General features: G+C 41.2%; 21 protein-coding genes and 1 pseudogene. 6 read left to right on the forward strand and 16 right to left on the reverse strand.

Features of this window, described 5'->3' with window-relative positions; genetic code table 11:
- Window positions 1-8 precede the first annotated feature (8 nt).
- The 8 genes and pseudogenes from FEE42_RS06350 to pyrH form a co-directional block, all read right to left on the reverse strand.
- Entirely contained in the window at window positions 9-620 is a 612-nt protein-coding gene (locus FEE42_RS06350; protein ID WP_059365938.1) for an OmpH/Skp family outer membrane protein, read from the reverse strand.
- Window positions 621-721: 101 nt separating this feature from the next.
- A complete protein-coding gene (gene bamA, locus FEE42_RS06355) occupies window positions 722-3,103 on the reverse strand; it encodes an outer membrane protein assembly factor BamA (protein ID WP_164027951.1) in 2,382 nt (793 codons plus the stop codon).
- 27 nt (window positions 3,104-3,130) lie between these two features.
- Window positions 3,131-4,462, reverse strand: coding sequence for a sigma E protease regulator RseP (gene rseP, locus FEE42_RS06360; RefSeq protein WP_164027952.1), 1,332 nt, complete (start codon window positions 4,460-4,462; stop codon window positions 3,131-3,133).
- Between the two features lie 9 nt (window positions 4,463-4,471).
- Window positions 4,472-5,338 carry a phosphatidate cytidylyltransferase gene (locus tag FEE42_RS06365; RefSeq protein WP_059365941.1) on the reverse strand — a complete coding sequence of 289 codons (867 nt, stop codon included), beginning with the start codon at window positions 5,336-5,338 and terminating at the stop codon, window positions 4,472-4,474.
- A gap of 11 nt (window positions 5,339-5,349) precedes the next feature.
- A pseudogene (gene uppS, locus FEE42_RS06370) lies at window positions 5,350-6,072 on the reverse strand (polyprenyl diphosphate synthase); the annotation flags it as partial.
- Between the two features lie 27 nt (window positions 6,073-6,099).
- A complete protein-coding gene (gene ispC, locus FEE42_RS06375) occupies window positions 6,100-7,293 on the reverse strand; it encodes a 1-deoxy-D-xylulose-5-phosphate reductoisomerase (RefSeq protein WP_164027954.1) in 1,194 nt (397 codons plus the stop codon).
- A gap of 188 nt (window positions 7,294-7,481) precedes the next feature.
- A complete protein-coding gene (frr, locus tag FEE42_RS06380; protein ID WP_164027955.1) occupies window positions 7,482-8,039 on the reverse strand; it encodes a ribosome recycling factor in 558 nt (185 codons plus the stop codon).
- A 91-nt stretch (window positions 8,040-8,130) separates the two neighbouring features.
- Window positions 8,131-8,844, reverse strand: coding sequence for a UMP kinase (gene pyrH / locus FEE42_RS06385; protein WP_059365945.1), 714 nt, complete (start codon window positions 8,842-8,844; stop codon window positions 8,131-8,133).
- A 131-nt stretch (window positions 8,845-8,975) separates the two neighbouring features.
- On the opposite strand from pyrH, the gene FEE42_RS06390 reads away from it, so the two are divergent.
- On the forward strand, window positions 8,976-10,538 hold the full coding sequence (locus FEE42_RS06390; RefSeq protein WP_164027956.1) for a phosphoethanolamine transferase: 1,563 nt from the start codon (window positions 8,976-8,978) through the stop codon (window positions 10,536-10,538).
- A gap of 53 nt (window positions 10,539-10,591) precedes the next feature.
- On the opposite strand, the gene tsf is transcribed toward FEE42_RS06390, so the two are convergent.
- From tsf to FEE42_RS06415, 5 genes are all read right to left on the reverse strand, one after another.
- Complete coding sequence (gene tsf, locus FEE42_RS06395; protein WP_059365947.1) at window positions 10,592-11,443, reverse strand: translation elongation factor Ts; 852 nt, start codon at window positions 11,441-11,443, stop codon at window positions 10,592-10,594.
- Window positions 11,444-11,578: 135 nt separating this feature from the next.
- Window positions 11,579-12,307: a 30S ribosomal protein S2 gene (gene rpsB / locus FEE42_RS06400; protein WP_164027957.1), complete on the reverse strand. Its 729-nt coding sequence runs from the start codon at window positions 12,305-12,307 to the stop codon at window positions 11,579-11,581.
- 203 nt (window positions 12,308-12,510) lie between these two features.
- Window positions 12,511-13,635: an anhydro-N-acetylmuramic acid kinase gene (locus FEE42_RS06405; RefSeq protein WP_164027958.1), complete on the reverse strand. Its 1,125-nt coding sequence runs from the start codon at window positions 13,633-13,635 to the stop codon at window positions 12,511-12,513.
- A 1-nt stretch (window position 13,636) separates the two neighbouring features.
- Window positions 13,637-14,476 carry a CAF17-like 4Fe-4S cluster assembly/insertion protein YgfZ gene (gene ygfZ / locus FEE42_RS06410; RefSeq protein WP_164027959.1) on the reverse strand — a complete coding sequence of 280 codons (840 nt, stop codon included), beginning with the start codon at window positions 14,474-14,476 and terminating at the stop codon, window positions 13,637-13,639.
- 8 nt (window positions 14,477-14,484) lie between these two features.
- A complete protein-coding gene (locus FEE42_RS06415) occupies window positions 14,485-15,348 on the reverse strand; it encodes a YicC/YloC family endoribonuclease (RefSeq protein ID WP_164027960.1) in 864 nt (287 codons plus the stop codon).
- A 155-nt stretch (window positions 15,349-15,503) separates the two neighbouring features.
- Between FEE42_RS06415 and FEE42_RS06420 the strand changes: the two genes are divergently transcribed.
- Window positions 15,504-16,706, forward strand: coding sequence for an aromatic amino acid transport family protein (locus FEE42_RS06420; protein ID WP_135969452.1), 1,203 nt, complete (start codon window positions 15,504-15,506; stop codon window positions 16,704-16,706).
- Between the two features lie 130 nt (window positions 16,707-16,836).
- Here FEE42_RS06420 and rpoD read toward each other — a convergent pair whose 3' ends face one another.
- The 3 genes from rpoD to rpsU form a co-directional block, all read right to left on the reverse strand.
- Window positions 16,837-18,732 (reverse strand): RNA polymerase sigma factor RpoD, encoded by a 1,896-nt coding sequence (rpoD, locus tag FEE42_RS06425; RefSeq protein WP_059368811.1) that lies wholly within the window; start codon window positions 18,730-18,732, stop codon window positions 16,837-16,839.
- A 65-nt stretch (window positions 18,733-18,797) separates the two neighbouring features.
- Window positions 18,798-20,582, reverse strand: coding sequence for a DNA primase (gene dnaG, locus FEE42_RS06430; protein ID WP_164027961.1), 1,785 nt, complete (start codon window positions 20,580-20,582; stop codon window positions 18,798-18,800).
- Between the two features lie 135 nt (window positions 20,583-20,717).
- Window positions 20,718-20,933, reverse strand: coding sequence for a 30S ribosomal protein S21 (rpsU, locus tag FEE42_RS06435; RefSeq protein ID WP_018356521.1), 216 nt, complete (start codon window positions 20,931-20,933; stop codon window positions 20,718-20,720).
- Between the two features lie 221 nt (window positions 20,934-21,154).
- Between rpsU and tsaD the strand changes: the two genes are divergently transcribed.
- Genes tsaD through FEE42_RS06455 form a run of 4 tightly spaced genes read left to right on the forward strand, consistent with a single transcriptional unit; the run spans window position 21,155 to window position 24,280 of the window.
- Complete coding sequence (gene tsaD / locus FEE42_RS06440; protein WP_059365954.1) at window positions 21,155-22,183, forward strand: tRNA (adenosine(37)-N6)-threonylcarbamoyltransferase complex transferase subunit TsaD; 1,029 nt, start codon at window positions 21,155-21,157, stop codon at window positions 22,181-22,183.
- A gap of 9 nt (window positions 22,184-22,192) precedes the next feature.
- On the forward strand, window positions 22,193-22,426 hold the full coding sequence (locus FEE42_RS06445) for a hypothetical protein (RefSeq protein WP_077581507.1): 234 nt from the start codon (window positions 22,193-22,195) through the stop codon (window positions 22,424-22,426).
- Window positions 22,426-23,007: a thymidine kinase gene (locus tag FEE42_RS06450; RefSeq protein ID WP_164027962.1), complete on the forward strand. Its 582-nt coding sequence runs from the start codon at window positions 22,426-22,428 to the stop codon at window positions 23,005-23,007. Before FEE42_RS06445 ends, FEE42_RS06450 begins: the two co-directional genes overlap by 1 nt.
- Before the next feature lie 52 nt (window positions 23,008-23,059).
- Window positions 23,060-24,280, forward strand: coding sequence for an aromatic amino acid transporter (locus FEE42_RS06455; RefSeq protein ID WP_059365957.1), 1,221 nt, complete (start codon window positions 23,060-23,062; stop codon window positions 24,278-24,280).
- The last annotated feature ends 45 nt before the right edge of the window (window positions 24,281-24,325 follow it).

The raw sequence follows: 24,325 nt of genomic DNA on the forward strand, positions 1-24,325 counted from the left end.
AGAACCTATTATTTTTTCTCTTCCGCTTTAGCCGGTGCTGCAGCTTTTTCTGTCACAGGAATTGATTTTAATACTTCTTCGGTAATATCCTTACCTTCTACTGCAAATACCACAGAGTTTGCATCAAGCACATAGGTATAACCTTTTGTTTTTGCCACATTGTTGGTTGCCACTTGAATACTTTCTAATAATTTTGCACGAGCTTCTGCTTGGCGTTTATCACTTTCTTCTTGGAACGCCGCCACTTTTTTATCTTGCTCTTGCATCAATTTAGTCAATGCAGCTTCTTCATTCGCACCAAATTTATTAATTTCTTCTTCACGTTTTTGGATTTCAGCTTGACGTAAACGTGGTGCATCTTTTTTCAATGCCTCAACTTTTGCTTCTACCTTTTTACGTGCTGCGGCAATTTTATCATCAATTTCTTTTTTACTTGCGGCTAATTTGTCTGCCGTCGGTTTCAATTCTGCATCTAATTTATCGGCAATAGCTTGACGATCCGGGTGATTTTGGAATAAATATCCTGCATTAATGAATGCGATATTTTCATCTGCCGCAGCAAAACCTGATGCAAGTGCAATACCTACTGAAAGTGCGGTCACTTTTAAAACATTTTTCATTGAAATTTCCTTATTAGGTTAAGTAGTTAATCATGCTTGCACAGCCTGAATAAGTGCTGTGCAAGTGTTTGTTTTGACTAGAAGATAAATAAAAAGTTCGATTAGAAAGAACCACCAATACTAAATTGGAACTGTTCTACATCGTCATTCTCATATTTTTTGATCGGTTTAGCGTAAGAGAATACCAACGGCCCGATTGGTGATTGCCATTGAAAGCCCACCCCCGCAGAAGCACGAACACGGCTTGGATCGCTGTAATCCGGTAAATTAGGGAATCTTGCTTTGTCCTGTTCCTTCCATTTTGTATTCCAAACGCTTGCCGCATCAACAAACAACGAGGTTCTTACAGAATTCTGATTTTTTTCTGCCACGAACGGCGTCGGTATAATCAATTCAACATTTGCTGTGGCAATAGCGTTCCCACCAACAATATCATCACTACCCTTAGTGTTATATCCTTCATTACCACTCTGATCTTTTACCCAATAAATCGCGTTCGGTCCTACTGCACCATACGCAAAGCCACGTAATGATCCAATGCCACCCGCCGTGTAGTTTTGGTAGAACGGTAAACGTTTACCGCCAAAACCGTTTGCATAACCAACGCCGGCTTTCCCTGAAATAACCCAATGGTGTTCACGATCAAGCGGGTAATAACCTTGAACATCAGCACTAAGTTTGTAATATTTGTTATCGGATCCCGGAATGGTGACACGACCACCAATACTTGCTTTCACCCCTTTAGTTGGAAAATAACCACGGTTCAAACTGTTATAATTCCAGCCAAAGGAAAAATCAAAGTCACTCGATTTAATTGAGGTAGAATTGAAATTCATTGATGCCAAATAGAGATCACGGTTATATTCTCTAGAGAAATTACTAATTTTATTATAGGTGTAACCTAGTCCTAAATAGTAGGAGTTATTTTCATTTACCGGGAAACCTAAAGTAACATTGCCACCGTAAGTCGTACGTTTATAGTTAGACGATGTATCGCTATCAGAGTTATCGTAAGTTTCATAAAATACGTTTCCGCCCAAACTTACGCCATCTTTCGTGAAATACGGCTCGGTGTACCCAAGGTTAATTGTCGTACCGTAGTCATTACGCGAACCGGCTAAACTTACCGCAGCTCCCGTACCTAAAAAGTTGTCCTGTTTAATACTGGCTTGGTAGCTGATACCGCTTTCCGTACCGTACCCTACCCCAAAGTTAATACTACCTGTATTACGCTCTTTTACTTTATACACCACATTAACTTCGTCATTAGTACCTTCAACCGGATCAACTCGGCTTTCAACGGTTTCAAAAAAACCCGTTCTATCTAAACGAACTTTACCCAATTCAACTAATTGAGCGTTATACCAAGAGCCTTCCTGTTGGCGCATTTCTTGACGTAGCGTGCTATCGGCTGAAACGGTGTTACCTTCAAATTGAACTTGACGAACAGATAAACGACGACCGGCATCAACCACAAACGTTAGTGCGATTGTTTTATTCGCATCATCAAATGTCGGAGCCGCATTAACGGTTGCACTACCGTAACCACGCTCACCCAATTTTGCTTTGATGGCATTTTCAACGTCGGTAACATCGGCTCGGCTAAAAGTATCGTTTAAGTGAAGGTTGTTTAATAACGGTTGTAATTCTTCTGCCATACCGCCTAAGTTACCAACAATACGCGCGCCGATTAAATCGTATTTTTCACCCTCGTTAATATCGATAGTGACTTCCGCCTTGGTTTGTTCATCATTTAACCGGACATCCGTATTAGTAATATGCGCTTTTGCATAACCATTATTTTGATAGTACTGTTGGATAGATTGTAAATCTTTATCAAATTGGGTTGCATCGAATTTATTGCCCCATAGCTTCCACCATGAGTCCGGTTGTAATTCCATTTGTTCTTGCAACGTACTGCTGGAAACCGCCGTATTACCATTAAAGGTAACGGATTTTAATTTTGCCGTATCATCTTCATCAATCTGAAGATTGATTTCCGCACGATTATTTGGCAGCGTATTTACAATCGCTTCGACTTTCGCATTATAGCGTCCTACACTTTTATAATGTTCTCTTACGCCTTTCACGAATTCGTCAAGTTTTGCACGATTCAGTACATCACCGGTTTTAAAGCCGTTCGCATCCAAATTTTGTTTTAACGCTTCCGTTGGAATTAAAGAATTCCCCTTAATATGCACTTCCGAAATAATCGGTTTAGCAATGATACTCACGACAAGAGAATCTCCGTCACGATAAGCTTTTACATCATCAAATCGACCACTTACGAATAAATTGCGAACAATATTTGCCACATCATTATCGGTCACACGTTGACCTGCACGAACTGGCAAACTTGCGAGAATTTGCTGTTCTAATTCACCCTGAACGCCATCTATGCGAATGTCTTTTGCCAAGAAAGGAGCAGCAAACACGCTTGTTGTCGTACCGAATAATAAACTTGCGATTAGAAGTTTTTTCATCGACTGTATCCTATTTACTATAAAAATTTATAAACGTAAGAAATCATTGAAAAGTGCAAATACCATTAAGCTTAATAGCAATGCCGCCCCAATGCGATAACTTAAATTTTGTACCTGTTCGGAAACAGGTTTTCCTTTAATGCCTTCAGCTGCCAAAAACACCAGATGTCCTCCATCCAGAACCGGCAACGGAAATAAATTCATAATACCTAAATTGACGCTGATTAACGCCATAAAGCTCAGGAAATAAACCCATCCTATACTTGATGAAACGCCTGCGCCTTTTGCAATCGAAATTGGGCCGCTTAAATTATTTAAAGAAAGATCACCGGTAAATAATTTGCCCATCACTTTAACGGTTAACCAAGATAATTGTCCCGTTTTTTCTATGCCTTTCGATAGCGCATCAAGAATACCATATTTTAATTCTGTACGGTACTGCTCACCGATATTTAAAAAGGTTGGGCTTACTCCCACAAACCAACGATTCTCTTGATTTTTTTCCGGCTGCACCGTTTTGTCAAAAATATTGCCGTCACGTTCAATTTTTAAAGGAATCGGCAAGCCTTGTTCGACCTGTTTAACAAAATCCTGCCAAGAAAGTGCGGTCAAATTTTCATTTAAAATTCTATCGCCGACTTGCAAGCCAGCTTTCTGTGCCGGTGAATTATCGACTACTTTAGATAAAGTCATTTCCACTTTCGCACGAACCGGGTTCATTCCCAAAGATTCAAAAGCATTCTCTTTTTCAGGATCAAATCGCCAATCGGATAAATCCAAGCGTTTTTCATAAGTAACACTTGAGCCAAAAGGTGCAAAACCAATATCCACTTGAGATTCCCCTAACTTTGCAGCCAGTAGCATATTAATGGTTTCCCAATCCGGCGCTTCTCGTCCGTCGATTGTCATAATTTGTGAGTTTGCTTCAATTTTTGCCTGCGCGGCAATGGAGTTCGGTGCAACACTTTCAATCACCGGTTTTACACTTGGAATACCAACGGAATAAATCAGCCAATACGCCATAATCGCAAAAATAAAATTGGCTAACGGTCCCGCGACAATAATAAAGGCGCGTTGTAATACCGACTTTTGATCAAACGCTTGGGATTTTAATGATTGAGGAACATCTTCCACCCGTCCGTCTAACATTTTAACGTAGCCCCCCAAGGGGAGCATCGATAGGGCAAATTCCGTTCCTTGTTTATCGGTGCGCCGCCAAAGCACTTTACCGAAACCGATAGAAAAACGATGTACTTTTACACTGCACTTGCGTGCCGCCCAAAAATGGCCGTATTCGTGAACCGCCACTAATACCGAGATAGCGATCAGAAAAGAACCTAGCGACCATAAAAATGACATGATCAATCCTTACAATACAAAGAAATAAAAGTAGGTGAAAAAGGGGACGGCTGCCGTTAAGCTATCGATACGATCCAAAATCCCGCCATGACCGGGAATAAGTTGGCTGCTGTCCTTGATCCCTGATTCCCGCTTAAACATACTCTCCGTTAAATCACCTAAAACCGAAATCGCAACCGTCGCCACCGAGAGAATCACAAATTCTGTCATCGCACGGTTACCAAGTAAGGTTTCACGAGAAAAGTAAATAAATGCACAAGCAAGGAGTGCCGCGGTAATTAACCCACCGAATACGCCCTCCCAAGTTTTACCTGGTGAAACATTTGGGGCAAGTTTATGTTTACCCAATGCCCGACCGGCAAAATATGCCCCGGAATCTGCCGCCCAAACCAGCACAAACACATAAAGCAGTAAAAATAAGCCGTGATGAGGATTTTGCGTATATTGTTCCAGACGCAAACGCAAGACAGCAGCAATGAAAGGAATCAAGGTTGCAAAAGCAAATAGCAAATGAATAGGCTTATTTTTGCCCCAATATTTTGCAGAATTGGGATAAGTGATAACAAACAATAATGCAATCCCCCACCAAATCACCGAATTAAGCAATATAAACGGAAGATAATTCTCAAAAACACGACCGGCATCTAAATAATGACTTTCGGTGAAAATCCATAAGAAGATAAACGACCCTAAAAATGCGGCAATACCTAAGCGTATCAGTGGTTGTTTAAAACGTGCAAATTGAGTCCATTCCCAGATCCCCAATGTGGCGACAAAACCTAATCCTAAAGCAAAATAAAAAGGGCTAAACAAGAACAAGGCACAAAGTACCAGCGCAATAAGCACAATAGCCGATAATACACGTTCCTTAAGCATAATTTCTCCATTTATTCTGTCCCGCCAAAACGGCGATGACGTTGTTGATAACTCGCAATGGCTTGATTAAAATCCTGTTCATTAAAATCCGGCCATAAAACATTTAAAAAACACAGTTCCGCATAGGCAATTTGCCAAAGTAGAAAATTACTAATCCGCTGCTCACCGCTGGTACGAATTAATAAATCCACTTGCGGCTGATCTTGCGTGATCAAATGTTGCTGAAAATATTGTTCGGTAATTTCTTCCAACTCTATCTCATTATTTTTTACTTTATTCGCGATTTGTTTGGTTGCCTGTACGATGTCCCAACAACCACCGTAATTCGCGGCAATATTTAGAGTAAGTGCGGTATTTTTTTCCGTTAAATTTTCTGCTCTTTTAATTTTTTCTTGTAATTTTTCACTAAAACGTGAGGTATCGCCAATAATTTTTAGGCAAATATTATTTTTATGTAATTTTTTCACCTCACGATCCAATGCTTGCATAAAAAGTTGCATCAAGGCACTGACTTCGTGTTCCTGACGATTCCAATTTTCACTGCTAAAAGCATAAAGTGTCAGCACTTTCACACCGATTTGACGGGCATAGCTGACAGCCCGGCGAACCGCACCGACACCTTGGGTATGACCAAATACACGTAATTTATTACGCTGCTTTGCCCAACGTCCGTTACCATCCATAATAATGGCGACATGTAACGGGATATTATTCTTATCAAGTTCTATCATAAAATAAGTTTGTTTGTGACCGCACTTTTACTATCGTTCAATTAATTGTTTGGCAATAATACGAGCCTGCTCATCAACAGATAACACATCATCAATATTTGAGATAACCATACTTGGCATTTTTAATACCGATTCTTGATTAATTTTGGCAATATCGGTAAATGAAATACGACGCTCCAAGAAAGCCTGTACCGCAATTTCATTTGCGGCATTCATTGCGGTTGTCGCATACTGCCCTTCGGCGAAGGCATCTATCGCAAGTTTTAAATTCGGATAACGGTTAAAATCAGGCTCAAGAAAGCTGAGTTCTTTGATTTTAAAGAAATCTAAAGGTTCAACCCCGGCAAAGGTACGATAGGGATAAGCCATCGTTTCGGCAATCGGCGTTCGCATATCAGGATTCCCCATTTGTGCAATAACCGATCCGTCCACATAACGCACCATAGAATGAATGATGGATTGCGGGTGAATAATAACTTCCATTTCATCCGCGTTGGCATTGAACAGCCAACGTGCTTCAATGTATTCCAACCCCTTATTCATCATTGTGGCTGAATCCACAGAAATTTTTTTACCCATTGACCAATTCGGGTGAGCAACCGCTTGCTCCGGTGTGATATGTTTAAATTCGTTTAATGCGGTATAACGAAAAGGGCCACCTGATCCGGTTAGCACAATTTTACTAATGCCTAATTCGGCTAACGGGCAAAAACCGATTTTTTGTTGTGCGTCAGGCGGTAAAGACTGGAAAATCGCATTATGTTCGCTATCTACCGGTAACAAAGTGGCATTGTGCCGTTTCAATGCATCAATGAAAATTTTTCCACAAGTTACCAATGCCTCTTTATTGGCTAATAGCACACGTTTACCGGCTTTTATCGCAGATAAGGTCGGTAATAGCCCCGCCGCACCGACAATAGCAGCCATAACTTGATCGGCATCAGGATGCGCGGCGAGTTCACAAATTGCTTTTTGTCCCGCCAATACTTCCGTTACCACGCCCTGTGCCAAAAGCTTTTTACCTAGCATATCGGCGGCCGCGACATCATCAAGCGCAGCAAAGTGCGGTCGAAATTTCACGCATTTTTCAAACATTGCCTCAACATTTTTTCCACCGACAAGGGCAAAGGCATGATATTTTTCCGGATTATGTTCAATTACGGATAAGGTGCTTTGTCCAATCGAGCCCGTTGCACCAAGAATCACAATATTTTGTTTTTGCATAAATTTTTGACCGCACTTTATATTGAGTAAAAAGGACGCCAATGCGTCCTTTATTTCGCGATTAAGATTATTTTTGTTTCAAAGATACTTGCAAAATAATAGAAAAACATAAATCTGTAACCAAATCAGATTTAATATTTTTTGTCATTAATCCGCCAAACATGTTTGTATCTTTACCTTGGTAACAATTAAAAATCTAATAGCTCTTTTTCTTTTTCTGCTAAAACTTCATCAACTTTCTTAATAAATTGATCAGTAATTTTTTGAATATCCTCTTCCGCTTTATGCTGTTCGTTTTCACTGATTTCTTTGTCTTTTAGCAATGCTTTGATTTTATCATTCGCATCACGACGTACATTACGGATAGCGACTTTGCCTTGCTCACCTTCTGCCTTAACAATTTTAATTAAATCACGGCGGCGTTCTTCCGTTAATGGCGGAAGCGGTACGCGAATCGTCGTACCGGCAGAAGACGGGTTTAAACCGAGATCGGAAGTTAAAATCGCTTTTTCCACCGCTCCGATTAATGAACGATCAAATACCGTTACCGCAAGTGTACGCGCATCTTCCGCGACTACATTGGCTAATTGGCGAAGTGGTGTTGCAGCGCCGTAGTATTCTACTTGGATCGCATCTAATAAACTTGGTTGGGCACGACCTGTACGAATTTTAGCAATATATCCTTTTAACGCTTCAAGGCTCTTATCCATACGATCTTGCGCATCTTTTTTAATTTCATTAATCATGTATTCTATTCCTTTTAGTAAAAATTAAAAACGCAACGATTGTACTCAATTCCATTGCGTTTTCCTAGTTCAATTCACCAATCCGATTCAATTAACAAATCGTTGTGCCTTCCGTTGTACCCAGTACCACATTGCGTAATGCGCCGGGTTTAACCATATTAAAGACACGAATCGGCATGCCGTGGTCACGGGCTAAGGTAAACGCGGCTAAATCCATTACCTGTAATTCCTTATCAATTACTTCTGCATAGGTAAGATGTTGATATAATTTTGCTTGTGGATTTTTAGCCGGATCGCAATCATACACGCCGTCCACTTTAGTCGCTTTCAACACCACATCCGCTTCAATTTCAATGCCACGCAAGCAGGCTGCAGAATCGGTCGTGAAGAATGGACTGCCCGTTCCTGCCGAGAAAATCACCACACGTTTTTCCCGTAACATTTTAATCGCTTCCGACCAGTTATAAGTATCGCAAATACCGTTTAACTGAAAAGCCGACATTAATTTTGCATTCACGTCGGCACGATGTAGTGCATCACGCATTGCCAAACCGTTCATCACCGTAGCAAGCATACCCATATGGTCGCCCACTACACGATTCATACCGGCTTTCGCTAATTTTGCGCCGCGAAATAAATTACCGCCGCCCAACACAACACCAACTTCAACCCCCATCTCCACTAATTCTTTGATCTCTAATGCCATACGATCGAGAATTGACGGGTCAATCCCAAACCCTTCATCACCTTGTAATGCTTCACCGCTTAATTTCAATAAAATACGTTTGTAAATTGGTTGGCTCATTGTCTTTTCCTTTTTGGGCTTAAAAAATTGCCCTATTCTATAAAATAACTGCGCAAGAGTGAAGATATTAAAGATGGAAATTCTCATTAAAAACTGGATAATAAGCGCATTTATTTCTCCATAGAGATAGTATGAACACCCCAAAAATACCGCTGATTTTAACCGCACTTTGGATTTTTATTTGTGCCATGGTGGCTGGTTATTTCATACTGATTGGTACAGGAATGTTTCCTCAGCCCGATATTGGGTTCATTTTACTTGCCGCCATCCTGATTCTTTTATTGAGTAGCAGTAAAAAAACGTTCTATTTTATTTTGTTGCCGATCGCCTGTGTACATGCGTTTTACACACCTGTCGGCCTCAATTTCGGCGCACCGAGCTATCAATATATTGCCTCGGTTTTTGCCACGGATATGTTGGAAACCAGAGAATTTTTATTGCAAATTCCGACGATCGGCTACCTCATTGCTTTAGCTATTCCGATTTTAATATTTATCCAATATAAAAGTGCGGTCAAATTCAGCATTAAATTTTATCGTAACAAAACTTTTCTTACCCTGTCGGCATTACTTTTTGCTTATCATCTTCCCCTCGCCGCTCCCGTAAAAGAAAGCGTTAATTCAACGTTAAAAATTTATGATGAAGTCAAAAAACTCAAACAAATGTCACATTCGCATAACTGGGGAAAATCAACTTTAGAAGATTCCCGCTACGATGATTATGTGTTAATCATTGGAGAAAGTGCACGCCAAGATTATCATCATGCTTATGGTTATCCCGTGAAAAACACGCCTTTTATGTCAAATGCAAAAGGTACTCTCATTAACGGATTCCGCTCTGCCGGTACCAATACAATCGCCTCTTTACGTTTAATGCTTACGCTACCAAACAAAGAAAAATGGGAACCGAACTATGATTTAAGTTTAGTGGATCTCATCAAATCTGCCGGTATTAAAACCTATTGGTTATCCAATCAAGGGTTACTGGGTGAATTTGATACGCCGGTTTCCTCTCTTGCTGCAAAATCCGATGAAACCTTCTTTTTAAAAAAAGGCGGCAGTTTCAACTCCACGAATTATAGCGATTTTGATTTATTACCCAAATTCGTCCAAATATTGGAAAACCCGACAGAAAGCAAACGTTTCATTGTCTTGCATATTTACGGTTCTCACCCTTTGGCTTGCGATCGTGTGGAAGACTACCCGAAAATTTTTAAGGATGACGAAATTGATCCGAAATATGCCTATTTAAATTGTTATATTTCTTCTATCAAGAAAACCGATGAATTTTTAGAACGCGTCTATAAACAATTGCAACAAAACACACAAAAAAATCACCGCACTTTTTCGATGATTTATTTCTCTGATCACGGGTTATGCCACCAAAAAGATGAAAAACATAATCTAATATTGTTCAATCAAAACTGCTTTAGCCGTAGCCATCACAATATTCCATTGTTTAAAATCGCTTCTGACGATACTGAACGTAAAGAATATAAAGTATTTAAATCCGGCTTGAATTTTGTGGAAGGCATTGCAAATTGGATAGGTATCAAAAATCCAAAACTCACCGTCGAAGAGGATTTATTTTCTGCTGAAGCGGATAAAGATGATTTTGGGTTGCAAAAACGGATTGATGAGAAATATGAAAAAGGAAACGATCCTGCTATTGATATTCTCCCCAAGCATAAATAACAAAAAGCCGATAAATTAATATCGGCTTTTTTATCTTTCAACAATAAGAAGAATTAAGCATTACCACCGGTAATTTTTGCTACTTCTGCAGCGAAATCTTCTTCTACTTTTTCAATCCCTTCACCCACTTCTAAACGAATGAAGTTAGAAACAGAAGTATTGACTGATTTTAAGTAGTCTCCCACAGATTGAGAAGGATCCATAACGAACGCTTGACCGGTTAAAGAAACTTCACCGGTGAATTTCTTCATACGGCCTTCAACCATTTTCTCTGCGATTTCTTTTGGTTTTCCTGAATTAATTGCGATGTCGATTTGGATTTGACGCTCGTGTTCCACAACTTCGGCAGAAACATCTTCCGGATTGACGAAATCAGGTTTAGATGCGGCAACATGCATCGCCACTTTTTTCAATTCTTCAACAGAACCTTCACCGGCAACTAATACACCGATTTTCGCACCGTGTAAGTATTGTGCGATAACGTTACCTTCTAAGTAAGCAACACGGCGGATAGTCATATTCTCACCGATTTTCGCAACTAATGCTGCACGTTTTTCTTCAAAATGTGCTTGTAATTGTTCGATAGTAGAACCTTTATTTGCCGCTGCGTAATCAGCTACTTCATTGGCTAATGCTAAGAAACCACTATCTTTTGCCACGAAGTCGGTTTCACAGTTCATTTCCACTAACACGCCGAAACCTGCTTCAACACGTGCAATAATAACGCCTTCAGCTGCCACACGGCCCGCTTTTTTCGCTGCTTTTGCTTGGCCGGATTTACGCATATTATCGATGGCTAATTCAATATCGCCGTTCGCTTCAACTAATGCTTTTTTACATTCCATCATACCTGCGCCGGTACGTTCACGAAGTTCTTTAACTAATGCTGCTGTAATTTCAGCCATTTTTCCAATCCTCTGTCTGAAAGTGCGGTTATTTTTTACCGAACTTTTTAGATAAAAATACAGGGGCAATTTCTCGCCCCTGTGCCAATTAATCGTTTGATTAATAAGGGCTTTCGCCTTATTGCAAAACTTAAATTATTCCGCTTCAACCGCAGCCACTAATTCTTCAGTCACCGCTGCTTCGTTGCCACGACCTTCTTTTACTGCCGCAGCTGCAGCCGTTAAGTAAAGTTGAATCGCACGGGTCGCATCATCGTTACCCGGAATAACGAAATCTACGCCGGCCGGAGTAGAATTGGTATCGACGATAGCAAATACAGGGATACCCAGATTATTTGCTTCTTTCACAGCGATATGTTCGTGGTCAGCACCGATCACAAATAATGCATCCGGTAAACCGCCCATATCTTTGATACCGCCAAGGCTTAATTCAAGTTTTTCCATCTCACGGGTACGCATTAACGCTTCTTTTTTAGTTAATTTATCAAATGTACCGTCTTGAGATTGCGCTTCTAAATCTTTTAAACGTTTAATTGATTGACGTACTGTTTTCCAGTTAGTCAACATACCACCTAACCAACGGTGATTTACATAATATTGTTGACAGTCTAATGCTGCAGCTTGAACGGCTTCAGACGCAGCGCGTTTTGTACCGACGAAAAGCACTTTACCGTTGTTGCTTGCAATACGGGTTAATTCCGCTAATGCTTCGTTGAATAATGGTAAGGTTTTTTCAAGGTTGACGATGTGAACACCATTACGGGCACCAAAAATGAAAGGTTTCATTTGTGGATTCCAATAACGGGTTTGGTGTCCGAAGTGTACGCCTGCGTTGATCATATCGCGCATTGAAACTTGTGCCATAATATTTTCCTTTTAATTGGGGTTGAGCCTCCACATATCAGCTCATCGACCGTTTGGCACCCCGATGAAGCCTTGGTGATATGTGTGTGTTATTTAAGTTAAAAATTTACTCTTTTCAGATAGAAAAAGAGCGGTGCGATTTATACCACAAAGTGCGGTTAAATTCTAGTTTATTTTTATTCGAAAATGCGCAATAACGATATTTATGGCATAGGAAAAATAGCACCTAATCCTACCGCACTTTGCGCCCCGGTAACCTCGGGCAAATTGCCTGTTTGGTGATTCATTCTTCGATAAGCCAACCATGCAAAAGCCGCTGCTTCCACATAATCCGCCTCCATACCAAATTCGTTAGTCGTAAAAATTTCCCAGTGCAATAAACAATTTGCAAGACGCTGCATCATGAATTTATTTTTTGCCCCTCCACCGCAAACCAGTAGTCGTTTTGGCAAGGTAGTATCAATACTATTCAGACTTGCGGTAATACTACTCACGGTAAATTCTACCAATGTTGCCTGTACATCCTGTGGTAAAAGTGCGGTTGAATTTGCTGCAATATGCTGAATTTTTTGTGCTAACCAAGGCAGATTAAATAATTCCCGCCCTGTGCTTTTAGGTGGAGCTTGTCGAAAAAAAGGCTCGTCTAACAAATGCTCTAACAAGGCTTCATTAACCAGACCTGTTGCCGCCCATTCACCATTTTTATCATAGGGTATGCCGCGGTGTTTTTCGATCCACTGATCAAGCAAAGTATTCCCCGTACCGGTGTCAAACCCGATAACAGGCTGATTTGGAATCAATAAAGATAGATTACTTATTCCGCCGATATTCAACACGACGGTGGCATAATTCGGATCAAAAAAAACCGCTTGATGGAACGCCGGCACGAGCGGTGCACCTTGTCCGCCAAATGCCATATCCTTACGACGGAAATCCCCCACCGTTGTTATATTGGTACGGGCGGCAAGCAAATTCATATCGCCAATTTGTATTGTGAAAGGAAATTGCCCTTGCGGTGAATGCCATACGGTTTGTCCATGGCAGCCAATGGCTTGAATGTGTTCCGCAGGAATCTGGCTAGACTGTAAAAAACGGTTTACGCAATCCGCATAAAGTAAGCCAAGTTGATGATCCAACTCACCCAACTGCTGTAATGTTGTCTCGCCCAACCGTACAAGTTCGGTTATTTTTTCACGTAAATCCTTTGGCATCGGGGTAAAATCCGATGCCACTAATTTGGGTTTGGGTAAACTAAAATCGACTAATGCAATATCTACGCCATCCAAGCTCGTACCGGACATAATGCCGATATAATATTTTGCATTCATTTTAATTGAGTATATAAGGTAAAGGTTGAATAGTCAGAATGCAACCGTCTTCCGGTAAACGGAAGGTTTGAGTCGGATTAATATCATTGTTCATCACGACTTGTAACCATAAAACGCCCTTAATATTGACCGCACTTATAATTGTGCCGGTTTTGCGCCAGTGGCTTTCAAGCTGCATTTCAATTTCACTACCGACTTCAGGTGTTTCTTGGGTGTCACCTTTGAAAACAAACATCGCCCGCTTGTTTGCTCCGCGATATTTCGCCCGTGCTACGGTTTCTTGCCCGATATAGCAACCTTTAGTAAAGGAAATAGCCTGCTCGATAGCTTGTAAATTCATTGCTTGAGGAATCAATTCATTCTGCATTTTTGCACTTAAATGAGGAATTCCGGCTTGAATATCGGCAATATGCCATGCTTTCTCATCGGCATTGAAAGTCATTGCGAATGGGATTTCATTTAATAAAATCGCTCGCTGTTCATCAATTTCTAATGTAAAGAGCGGTTGAATTTTTCCGCATCTTTCACCGATCACACCAACAATTTGCCAATCACGTAAATCAAAGCTGACTTTGGAAAACACGGCATATTTTTTCAAGGCCTCTAGGGCACTTGGTAGCAAATCCTTGTTCACTAATAAAAAAAACCGCTCGCTACTCACTTTCAATAAACGAAAAATGGCATTCACTTTGCCTTTCGGATCACAATGTGCAGTGATCGTGCTCGCTCCGCTGGCTAATGCCACAACATCAGTGGTAAGTTGTCCTTGTAAATATTTTTCAGCATCCACACCATGCGCTTCTATCAATTGATATTGATTCAGTTGAATAAATTGAGTCATCTTCTCTCCTATTCCAAATTCTGAATTTGCTCACGCATTTGCTCGATCAGCACTTTTAATTCAACCGCTGAGGCAGTGATATCCGCATTAATGGATTTAGATGCCAAGGTATTGGATTCACGATTAAGCTCTTGCATCATAAAATCCAATTTACGCCCGACAGCTCCCCCTTTTTTTAAGATATTCGCCGTTTCTTTTACGTGCATTTGCAGGCGATCAAGTTCTTCCGCAACATCCACACGCTGCGCCAATAAAACCATTTCCTGTTCCACGCGCTGCGGTTCAAGACTAATTTTCGCCTCTTCAAAACGCTGTATTAAACGCTCACGTTGCCATTGCAAAATCTCCGGCATTTGTGACCGCACTTTGTCCGCCTCTATGCCAATAGCCTCTAAACGTTGTTGAATAATTGTTTGTAATTTATCCCCTTCACGAGCACGCATAGCAATAAATTCTTTTAGCAGCTTATCAAAAGCAGCCAATAAATCTTGGCTAATCGCATCTAAATCCTGTTCCTGCGCTTCCACTACACCGGGATAACGCAATACATCCGTTAAATTAATTTCGCCCTCGCCGGCTTGTGCTTTCAGCCACTGCAAAGATTGAAGCACCTGATTTGCTAATTCCCGATTAATATTAAGTTCGCTATTCGTTTGTTTTTTGCTTTCAATACGTAAAGAACATTCGATTTTACCACGCGTCAAATTTTGACGAAGTTTCTCACGTAAAACATTTTCCAAACCGCGAAATTGCTCCGGTAATCGAAAGAAATTTTCCAAATAACGTTGATTTACCGAGCGGATTTCCCACACCGCATCACCCCAATCTTTTTTCAATTCGAGCCGGGCAAAGGCTGTCATACTATAAATCATAAGAACTCCTGATTTTCTGCCTTAGTTGATTTGTCAATTATTGTAACGAGAAAGCGTAATGAATTCTAAAAATATTTTTATCAGCAAGATGTTTACATGGTGTAAATTTTAAAATACAATCGCCGTAAATTTTAAATTACACTCAAGGAAAGAAAATGAACAAAACGGTTGGTAGTACTTTACTTGTTTCCGGCACGATGATTGGTGCAGGAATGTTGGCAATGCCTCTCACATCTGCCGGAATCGGTTTCGGTTTTACGTTAGTTTTATTATTGGCACTTTGGACATTGCTCACTTTTACAGCGTTGTTATTTGTGGAACTCTACCAAACCGCTGAAAGCGATGCGGGCATTGGCACGCTGGCAGAACAATATTTCGGAAAATTCGGGCGGATTGTCGCCACTGCGGTACTTATTATCTTTTTATATGCCCTCATTGCGGCCTATGTCAGTGGTGGCGGTTCTCTATTAAATGATTTATTGCCGGAAAGTTTCGATAATAAAATCAGTATCTTATTGTTCACTGTCATTTTTGGGTCGTTTATTGTGATCGGCACGCACAGTGTAGATAAAATTAATCGCCTACTCTTTTTTGTGATGCTTGCCTCTTTTGTGATCGTACTGGGATTAATGCTGCCTGAAATTAAAATGGATAATTTATTAGCCATGCCTATTGATAATGCATTGATCATTTCTGCCAGCCCGGTATTTTTTACCGCGTTTGGTTTCCACGGTTCTATTCCAAGTTTGAATAAATACTTAGGTGGGAATGTAAAAGCTTTGCGTATTTCGATTCTAGTCGGTTCGAGTATTACTCTGGGTGCTTATATTTTATGGCAACTATCCACCCACGGCTTGCTCACACAAAATGAGTTTTTACAGATATTAAAAGAAGACGCCACATTAAACGGTTTGGTAAAAGCGACACTTGCCATCACCGGTAGTTCTGTGATCACAAGTGCGGTCAAATTATTCTCAACTTTAGCCTTGGTGACCTCTTTCTTAGGCGTGGGGTTAGGTTTACTAGAATGTATAGAGGATCTATTAAAGCGTTCTTTTAATATTTCCGCAGGGCGAATTTCCCTCGGATTGCTCACCTTTATTCCACCGCTTGCTTTCGCCTTATTCTATCCGGAAGGTTTCATCTTGGCATTGGGCTATGCCGGTCAAATGTTCGCCTTCTATGCAGTGGTATTACCGGTTAGCCTTGTATGGAAAGCACGCCGTATGCATCCAGCTCTTCCATACCACGTATGGGGTGGCAATTTAACCTTGCTTATCGTACTCGTGCTTGGCGTGGTGATCACGTCTATTCCGTTCGCAATCCGTGCCGGTTACTTACCTTTTGTTGTAGGTTAATAAAACACGGTAAAATCCAACCGCACTTTGCCCTATTTGACGCCTCAAATTCTATTTCGAGGCGTCATTTTATTTTTACCGATATAATAAAAAAGGTAACCTGTCGGTTACCTTTTATTATTTAATAACTTTAATTGTGCATCCAAGCGTCTAAGAAACTACGCAGAATCTCCGAGCGGCTCGGGTGGCGGAGCTTACGCAAGGCTTTGGCTTCAATTTGACGAATACGTTCACGCGTGACATCAAATTGTTTGCCGACTTCTTCAAGGGTATGATCGGTATTCATATCAATACCGAAACGCATACGTAATACTTTAGCCTCGCGTGGCGTTAAACCTTCCAATACATCTTGTATCGCCACTCTCAAGCTCTGTGCCGTCGCCGAATCCAATGGTGATTCAAGGGTATTGTCCTCAATAAAATCACCTAAATGTGAATCATCGTCATCACCGATTGGCGTTTCCATAGAAATTGGTTCTTTGGCAATTTTCAATACTTTACGAATTTTATCTTCCGGCATTCCCATCCGATCCGCTAGTTCCTCCGGTGTCGCTTCACGCCCCATTTCCTGCAACATTTGGCGAGAGATACGATTGAGCTTATTGATGGTTTCAATCATATGAACCGGAATACGAATAGTACGTGCCTGATCCGCAATAGAACGTGTAATCGCTTGACGAATCCACCACGTTGCATAAGTAGAAAATTTGTAACCGCGACGGTATTCAAATTTATCCACCGCTTTCATCAAACCAATATTACCTTCTTGAATTAAATCCAAAAATTGTAAGCCGCGGTTGGTATATTTTTTGGCAATAGAAATCACTAAGCGGAGGTTCGCCTCTACCATTTCTTTTTTCGCACGGCGTGCTTTCTGTTCACCACGCGCCACCGCATCACAAATTGTACGCATCTGTTGGATGGTCAAGTTTGAATTTTCTTCAAATGTCACCAAATTGGTCAGTGCTTGACGGACACGATCTTCGTATTTTGTTAAACGTTTTGCCCATGGTTTAGAGGATTTTAAGGCTTTATCCAACCAAGCATCACTACTTCCGAACTTAATAATAATGGCTTCGAATTCATCTTTCGGCATACCTGCAATATCAACCAATACTTTTTGTAATTGGCGTTCTTCGGTACGCACACGTTTCATGATATTTTTTATCAATAAAACAAGCTGATCGAATTGTTTCGGAACAAGACGGAATTGTTTAAAAATTTCAGCAAGGATAACCACTTGCTCCTGTGCCTTTTTGTGGTTACGACCATATTTGGTAATTGCCGCAAGCGTTTTTATGTGTTGTTCTTTTAATGCAGTAAATTTTTCACGGGCAACCTCAGGGTCAATACTGTTATCCGAATCGCTTTTATCTGAAGCCGAATCTCCCTCATCTTCTTCCTCTTCACTATCATCCACATCGGTGTCGGTATCATAGTCTTCTTCGTCTTCATCAAAATCTTCAGATAGTTCCGGAGTATCCTCTTCGGTCGCATTCGGATCGACAAAACCGGTAATAAGATCCGCAAGACGAACGTGTCCGTCTTCTACTTGATCATATTGAGCCAATAAATCCGAAAGTGCTTCCGGATAAGCGGCAATTGAAGTTTGAACTTCATCAATACCTTCTTCAATGCGTTTAGCAATGCTAATTTCATCTTCACGGGTCAGCAAATCCACCGTCCCCATCTCTCGCATATACATACGGACAGGATCGGTTGTACGACCAATTTCAGACTCCACATTGGACAGAATTTGTGTGGCTTCTTCCACTGCGTCTTCATCCGGAATCGTGTCATTTAAGATCATGTCATCACTTTCCGGCGGTTCATCCAACACCGGAATACCCGCATCATTTTGCAAGGTTTGTAGTAATTTATCGTAATATTCAGGGTCAATCACATCTTCTGGCAATAAGTCGTTAATTTCCGCATAGGTTAAATAGCCCTGCGTACGACCTAATTCCATCAGTTGTTCAATTTGCTCTGAATATTGTTCAGCAGTAGATTGTTGGTTTTGTTCCATTTTCATACCCGTGTCGCATTATTTTATGGATGAATTTTTCGCTTAAGCGAAGAATTTTATCATTGTTACTGAGGATTAACTAACTGTTTTTTCTGTTCTTCTTTACTCGTAAGTAGTGTGACAAGCATTTCTCTTTCTTGCTCGGTTAATCCTTCAGCTCGTTCTTTGGCAATGAGCATTTCAATATTCCGCTCAATAGCCTGAATGTTCAAACGGCGATAATTTTGTGAAAAAGCATTAATAATTTCCGTATCATCTAGTAAATGCTCCCAAGTCGCCAAAATTTCAAGGGGGCGACTATATTCCGTATCGCGAAAATATTCTAAAATTTGTCCGACAGTAATCCCTTCCCTTGCCCGGCAAAGTGCGGTCAATTTTTCCAATAAATCGTAACCCGCCTCTGCGCGTAGTGCGACAAGACCGGATTCGGTAATACGATTAACCAAATGCGTGTTTTGCAATAAAAGTGAAATCAATACACGCATTGGCGTTTGTTTAATTTTTGGTTGTGAATCCGCTCTCTTTACCTTGTGATTTTCCACTTGTTTTGGGATTAAACTCTCTAGTTGCGATTCGTTAAAAATACCTAATTTTTGCGCCAACGTATTGCGTAAAGATAGACGTAATGCCTCACCCGGAATTTGTCGAATTAACGGTACGGCAAGTGCGACTAATTTACTTCGTCCCTCTTTAGTGGAAAAATCCACTTGCGGATTTAAATGGGCGAACAAAAATTCCGTGAGTGATTGCGCACTTTCGATATATTCTTCAAATTTTGCTTTACCATATTGGCGGACATAAGTGTCCGGATCTTCGCCATCCGGCAAAAAAATGAATTTAATTTGTCGCCCGTCTTCCAAATAAGGTAAAGCATTTTCCAAGGCACGCCACGCGGCATCCCTACCCGCTCTGTCACCGTCATAACAACAAATAACCTGTTCTGTGGATCGAAAAAGCAGTTGAATTTGTTCTGATGTTGTCGAAGTACCAAGAGAGGCAACCGCATAATCCACACCGAACTGCGCTAACGCCACAACATCCATATACCCTTCAACCACCAGCAATTTTTGCGGTTCATCATTCATTTGTAGCGCTTCGTATAAACCGTAAAGTTCATTGCCTTTATGATAAGTAATCGTTTCCGGTGAATTGAGATATTTGGGTTTCTCATCACCTAAAACTCGTCCTCCGAACGCTACCGTACGCCCGCGTTTATCCCGAATGGGGAACATAATCCGGTTACGGAACTTATCATAAATATTGCCCCGATCATTGCGAGAGAGCATACCAAGATCGAGTAACTTTTGCTGTTCTTCACGGTTGACGGCAAACTTGCGGAGAACGCTATCCATTGCATTTGGCACAAACCCAATTTGAAATCGTTCAATCACTTCTGCAGAAAGCCCGCGCTGTTGCAGATAGCTCTGTGCCGGAATATTCAAGGGTAATTGTGCTTGGTAGAATTTAGCAATTTCTTGCATTAACTCATATAAATTACGCTTAGTCTGATAGTTTGCTTGCGGTCGCTGGTTAGCGGAATTATTACGTTTTTCATAAGGTACTTCCAAGCCAGCCATTGCCGCAAGTTCTTCAATTGCCTCAACAAATTCTAATTTGTCATAATCCATCAAAAAGGAAATCGCATTACCGTGTGCACCACAACCGAAGCAATGATAAAATTGCTTCTTTTCACTCACTGTAAAAGACGGCGTTTTTTCGTGATGGAAAGGACAACACGCTTGGTAGTCCCGCCCGGCTTTCTTGAGTTTGATGCGTGAATTGATCACATCAATAATGTTGGATTTTGTCAGCAAATCATCAATAAACGGGCGCGGAATTAAGCCTTTCATCGCTTTTGCCTCCTTAAATATGATGTGAAAGTGAGGTTAATTTTGTTGGTATTTTTTACATTTATTGAAATGTAACAAAACCGTGATACCAAAGGAATCACGGTTTGCGTTAACTCGAGTTAAAAATACTACAAATTAGTATAAACGGGTGTTGCGCGCATTTTCACGAGCATTACGTTTAGCGTGACGTTTAGCAAGTGTTGCTTTTTCACGTTTACGAACTGTCGTTGGTTTTTCATAGAATTCACGAGCGCGAACTTCCGCTAGGATACCCGCTTTTTCGCAGGAACGTTTGAAACGACGTAAAGCTACGTCAAATGATTCGTTTTCACGTACTTTAATTACAGGCATAAGCCAATCACCTCAATGAGTTTAATTTAATTGCAATTTTAAATTTTATTTTTGTCGCAAATACGACAAACTTAATAAAGGTCGCAATTCTAATCTACTTTAGGGGCAAAAGTAAAGGGGAGAATACTCAACCTCGTTGAATTTCGTGGTTTCAACTGGCTAAAAACACATAAACAAGGTAAAATCACGCGTCATTTTTATAAAATAAATTAAGAAAATCAATGAAAATCTTGGGAATTGAAACCTCCTGTGATGAAACAGGCGTCGCAATTTATGATGAAGAAAAAGGGTTAATTGCGAATCAACTTTATACACAAATTGCACTTCACGCCGATTACGGCGGTGTAGTGCCGGAACTTGCCTCACGCGATCACATCCGCAAAACGACACCGCTCATTCAAGCCGCCCTAGCCGAAGCAAACCTAACCGCCGAGCAAATCGACGGTGTGGCTTACACGAGCGGCCCCGGACTTGTGGGAGCATTACTGGTAGGTTCTACGATTGCCCGCTCCCTTGCTTATGCGTGGAATGTGCCGGCAATCGGGGTACATCATATGGAAGGGCATTTACTTGCTCCGATGTTAGATGAAAATCGACCGCACTTTCCGTTTATTGCCTTATTAGTTTCGGGCGGACATACCCAATTGGTGCAAGTGGAAGGCGTGGGAAAATATAACGTCATTGGCGAATCTATTGATGATGCCGCCGGTGAAGCCTTTGATAAAACCGCTAAATTGCTTGGTTTAGACTATCCCGGCGGGGTGGCACTGTCTCGTTTAGCAGAAAAAGGCTCGCCAACCCGCTTTACCTTTCCACGCCCAATGACGGATCGTCCGGGGTTGGATTTTAGCTTTTCCGGTTTAAAAACCTTTGCTGCCAATACGGTAAATCAAGCAATTAAAGCAGAGGGCGAACTAGCAGAGCAAACCAAAGCGGATATTGCCTATGCATTTCAAGAAGCGGTTATTGATACATTGGCAATAAAATGCAAACGCGCCTTAAAGGAAACGGGGTATCAGCGTTTAGTCATTGCCGGCGGTGTGAGCGCAAATAAAAAATTGCGTGAAACCTTAGCTACAATGATGAAGGATTTACAAGGAGAAGTATTTTATCCCCAGCCTCAATTCTGTACTGATAACGGTGCAATGATTGCCTATACCGGTTTTTTACGTTTAAAACAAGGTCAACACGATGAATTAGAGATAGAGGTTAAACCTCGTTGGCCAATGACAGAGCTCTCAACCATTTAGGGAACAAACATGAACGATATTAAATTCCGAGCTATGCGTGCTGCAGGTATTGCTTGCTTTACCGTATTAATCATAATCGGCGTATGGGTTTTTACCACATCAAGTGATGAAATGGTTAATCTCCTTACCCTCGTCGGTCAGCAGGTGGGAGGCGGCACGACCTACGGCGTCTTTTTGCTCTCAGCATTGCCCCCTTTTGCCGGTTTTATGGTTTATCACATTTGGAAATGGATCATTAAATAATGGCAAAATTGTATTTTTATTATTCCACCATGAATGCCGGTAAGTCGACAACCTTACTGCAATCCTCCTATAACTATCGTGAACGTAATATGAACACAATGGTTTACACCGCAGCTATTGATGATCGTTTTGGTGTGGGAAAAGTCACATCGCGTATTGGGATTAGTCAAGATGCCCGATTGTTCAACGCAAACACTAATTTATTTAATGAAATTAGCCGGCACTTACAACAAGAAAAAATACATTGCGTGTTGGTCGATGAGGCACAATTTCTCACCAAGCAGCAAGTTTATCAGCTTAGTGATGTGGTTGATAAACTCAACATTCCTACATTATGCTACGGTCTGCGTACCGATTTCCAAGCCGAACTTTTTGAAGGCAGCAAATATTTACTCGCTTGGGCGGATCAATTGGAAGAACTTAAAACCATTTGTTATTGTGGACGCAAAGCGAATTTTGTCCTTCGTCTTACTGAAAACGGTGAAGTCATAAAAGAAGGCGAACAAATCCAAATCGGCGGAAACGATAGCTACCTTTCTGTTTGCCGCTACCATTACAAAGAAAAGTGCGGTCAAATTTAGCCACGTTTTAACGTTATCTTCAAACACAACAACATATAAAAAGGTCAGTGTTATGCTAAAAAATAAAACTTTCGGAAGCGCCTTAATTATCGCCGGAACAACCATCGGAGCAGGCATGCTTGCCATGCCCTTAACCTCTGCCGGAATGGGTTTCGGTTATACCGTATTATTGCTTGTAGGGCTTTGGACGTTGCTTGTTTATAGCGGTCTGCTGTTTGTCGAAGTGTATCAAACCGCCGATCAACTTAATGACGGCGTAGCAACCTTGGCAGAAAAATATTTCGGCGTACCGGGACGGATTCTCGCAACCTTAAGTTTGTTGATTTTGCTTTACGCACTTTCGGCGGCCTATATTACCGGTGGCGGTTCTTTACTTTCGGGCTTACCCACTGCATTCGGTATGGAAGCCATATCACTTAAAACAGCGATTATTCTTTTCACCGTCGTACTGGGCTCTTTCGTTGTGATCGGTACAAAAGGGGTTGATGGAATCACACGCCTACTCTTCATCGGGAAATTACTCGCCTTTGCTTTTGTACTGTTTATGATGCTACCGAAAGTGGCAACGGACAATCTTATGGCACTCCCCCTCAATTATGCCTTTGTGATTTCTGCCGCGCCGATTTTTTTCACTTCTTTCGGTTACCACGTCATTATGGCAAGTGTAAACAGTTATTTGGACGGCGATGTTCGCCAATTCCGAAAAGCGATTTTGGTCGGCACCGCGATCCCGCTCTTTGCCTATTTAGTATGGCAACTCGCCACCCATGGCGTATTGGCACAAAGTGAATTTGTACGGATTCTACAAGCCGATCCGACCTTAAACGGGTTAGTTAATGCGGTGCGTGAAATTACGGGGTCAAATATGATGGGGGAAATGGTGCGTATTTTTTCTGCGCTCGCATTGATCACCTCTTTCCTTGGCGTAATGCTTGGTGTTTTTGAAGGATTAGTCGATTTATTCAAACGTTGTCATTTGCCGCATAACCGTATTTCTCTGACGGTTACCGCCTTTACTCCACCGTTGATATTTGCGTTATTTTACCCCGAGGGCTTTATATCCGCTTTAAGTTATGCCGGTTTATTATGTGCTTTTTATTGCTTGATTTTACCGATCGGTTTAGCGTGGCGAACCCGTCAAACCCACCCTAATCTTCCTTATCGGGTGATGGGCGGAAATACCGCATTAGCCGTAGCATTAATTATAGGTATCATAATTATGCTGATCCCGTTCTTAATCCAAACAGGCTATTTACCGGCGGTTGCGGGATAAAGTGCGGTCAATTTTTCATTGATTTTTTATCCTTTAAAAAAGGAA

It is taken from the genome of Rodentibacter caecimuris (genome assembly GCF_010587025.1).
GTDB classification, from domain to species: Bacteria; Pseudomonadota; Gammaproteobacteria; order Enterobacterales; family Pasteurellaceae; genus Rodentibacter; species Rodentibacter caecimuris.

Coding starts and splice junctions, on each gene's coding strand:
- dnaG (WP_164027961.1), bottom strand. CDS start 20,582: ATGAAAGGCTTAATTCCGCGCCCGTTTATTGATGATTTGCTGACAAAA.
- FEE42_RS06365 (WP_059365941.1), bottom strand. CDS start 5,338: ATGCTTAAGGAACGTGTATTATCGGCTATTGTGCTTATTGCGCTGGTA.
- FEE42_RS06415 (WP_164027960.1), bottom strand. CDS start 15,348: ATGATTTATAGTATGACAGCCTTTGCCCGGCTCGAATTGAAAAAAGAT.
- ygfZ (WP_164027959.1), bottom strand. CDS start 14,476: ATGACTCAATTTATTCAACTGAATCAATATCAATTGATAGAAGCGCAT.
- FEE42_RS06405 (WP_164027958.1), bottom strand. CDS start 13,635: ATGAATGCAAAATATTATATCGGCATTATGTCCGGTACGAGCTTGGAT.
- FEE42_RS06445 (WP_077581507.1), top strand. CDS start 22,193: ATGAACGATATTAAATTCCGAGCTATGCGTGCTGCAGGTATTGCTTGC.
- rseP (WP_164027952.1), bottom strand. CDS start 4,462: ATGTCATTTTTATGGTCGCTAGGTTCTTTTCTGATCGCTATCTCGGTA.
- tsf (WP_059365947.1), bottom strand. CDS start 11,443: ATGGCTGAAATTACAGCAGCATTAGTTAAAGAACTTCGTGAACGTACC.
- rpsB (WP_164027957.1), bottom strand. CDS start 12,307: ATGGCACAAGTTTCAATGCGCGATATGATCAACGCAGGCGTACACTTC.
- pyrH (WP_059365945.1), bottom strand. CDS start 8,844: ATGAGCCAACCAATTTACAAACGTATTTTATTGAAATTAAGCGGTGAA.
- FEE42_RS06420 (WP_135969452.1), top strand. CDS start 15,504: ATGAACAAAACGGTTGGTAGTACTTTACTTGTTTCCGGCACGATGATT.
- FEE42_RS06450 (WP_164027962.1), top strand. CDS start 22,426: ATGGCAAAATTGTATTTTTATTATTCCACCATGAATGCCGGTAAGTCG.
- rpoD (WP_059368811.1), bottom strand. CDS start 18,732: ATGGAACAAAACCAACAATCTACTGCTGAACAATATTCAGAGCAAATT.
- FEE42_RS06350 (WP_059365938.1), bottom strand. CDS start 620: ATGAAAAATGTTTTAAAAGTGACCGCACTTTCAGTAGGTATTGCACTT.
- ispC (WP_164027954.1), bottom strand. CDS start 7,293: ATGCAAAAACAAAATATTGTGATTCTTGGTGCAACGGGCTCGATTGGA.
- tsaD (WP_059365954.1), top strand. CDS start 21,155: ATGAAAATCTTGGGAATTGAAACCTCCTGTGATGAAACAGGCGTCGCA.
- FEE42_RS06390 (WP_164027956.1), top strand. CDS start 8,976: ATGAACACCCCAAAAATACCGCTGATTTTAACCGCACTTTGGATTTTT.
- frr (WP_164027955.1), bottom strand. CDS start 8,039: ATGATTAATGAAATTAAAAAAGATGCGCAAGATCGTATGGATAAGAGC.
- rpsU (WP_018356521.1), bottom strand. CDS start 20,933: ATGCCTGTAATTAAAGTACGTGAAAACGAATCATTTGACGTAGCTTTA.
- FEE42_RS06455 (WP_059365957.1), top strand. CDS start 23,060: ATGCTAAAAAATAAAACTTTCGGAAGCGCCTTAATTATCGCCGGAACA.
- bamA (WP_164027951.1), bottom strand. CDS start 3,103: ATGAAAAAACTTCTAATCGCAAGTTTATTATTCGGTACGACAACAAGC.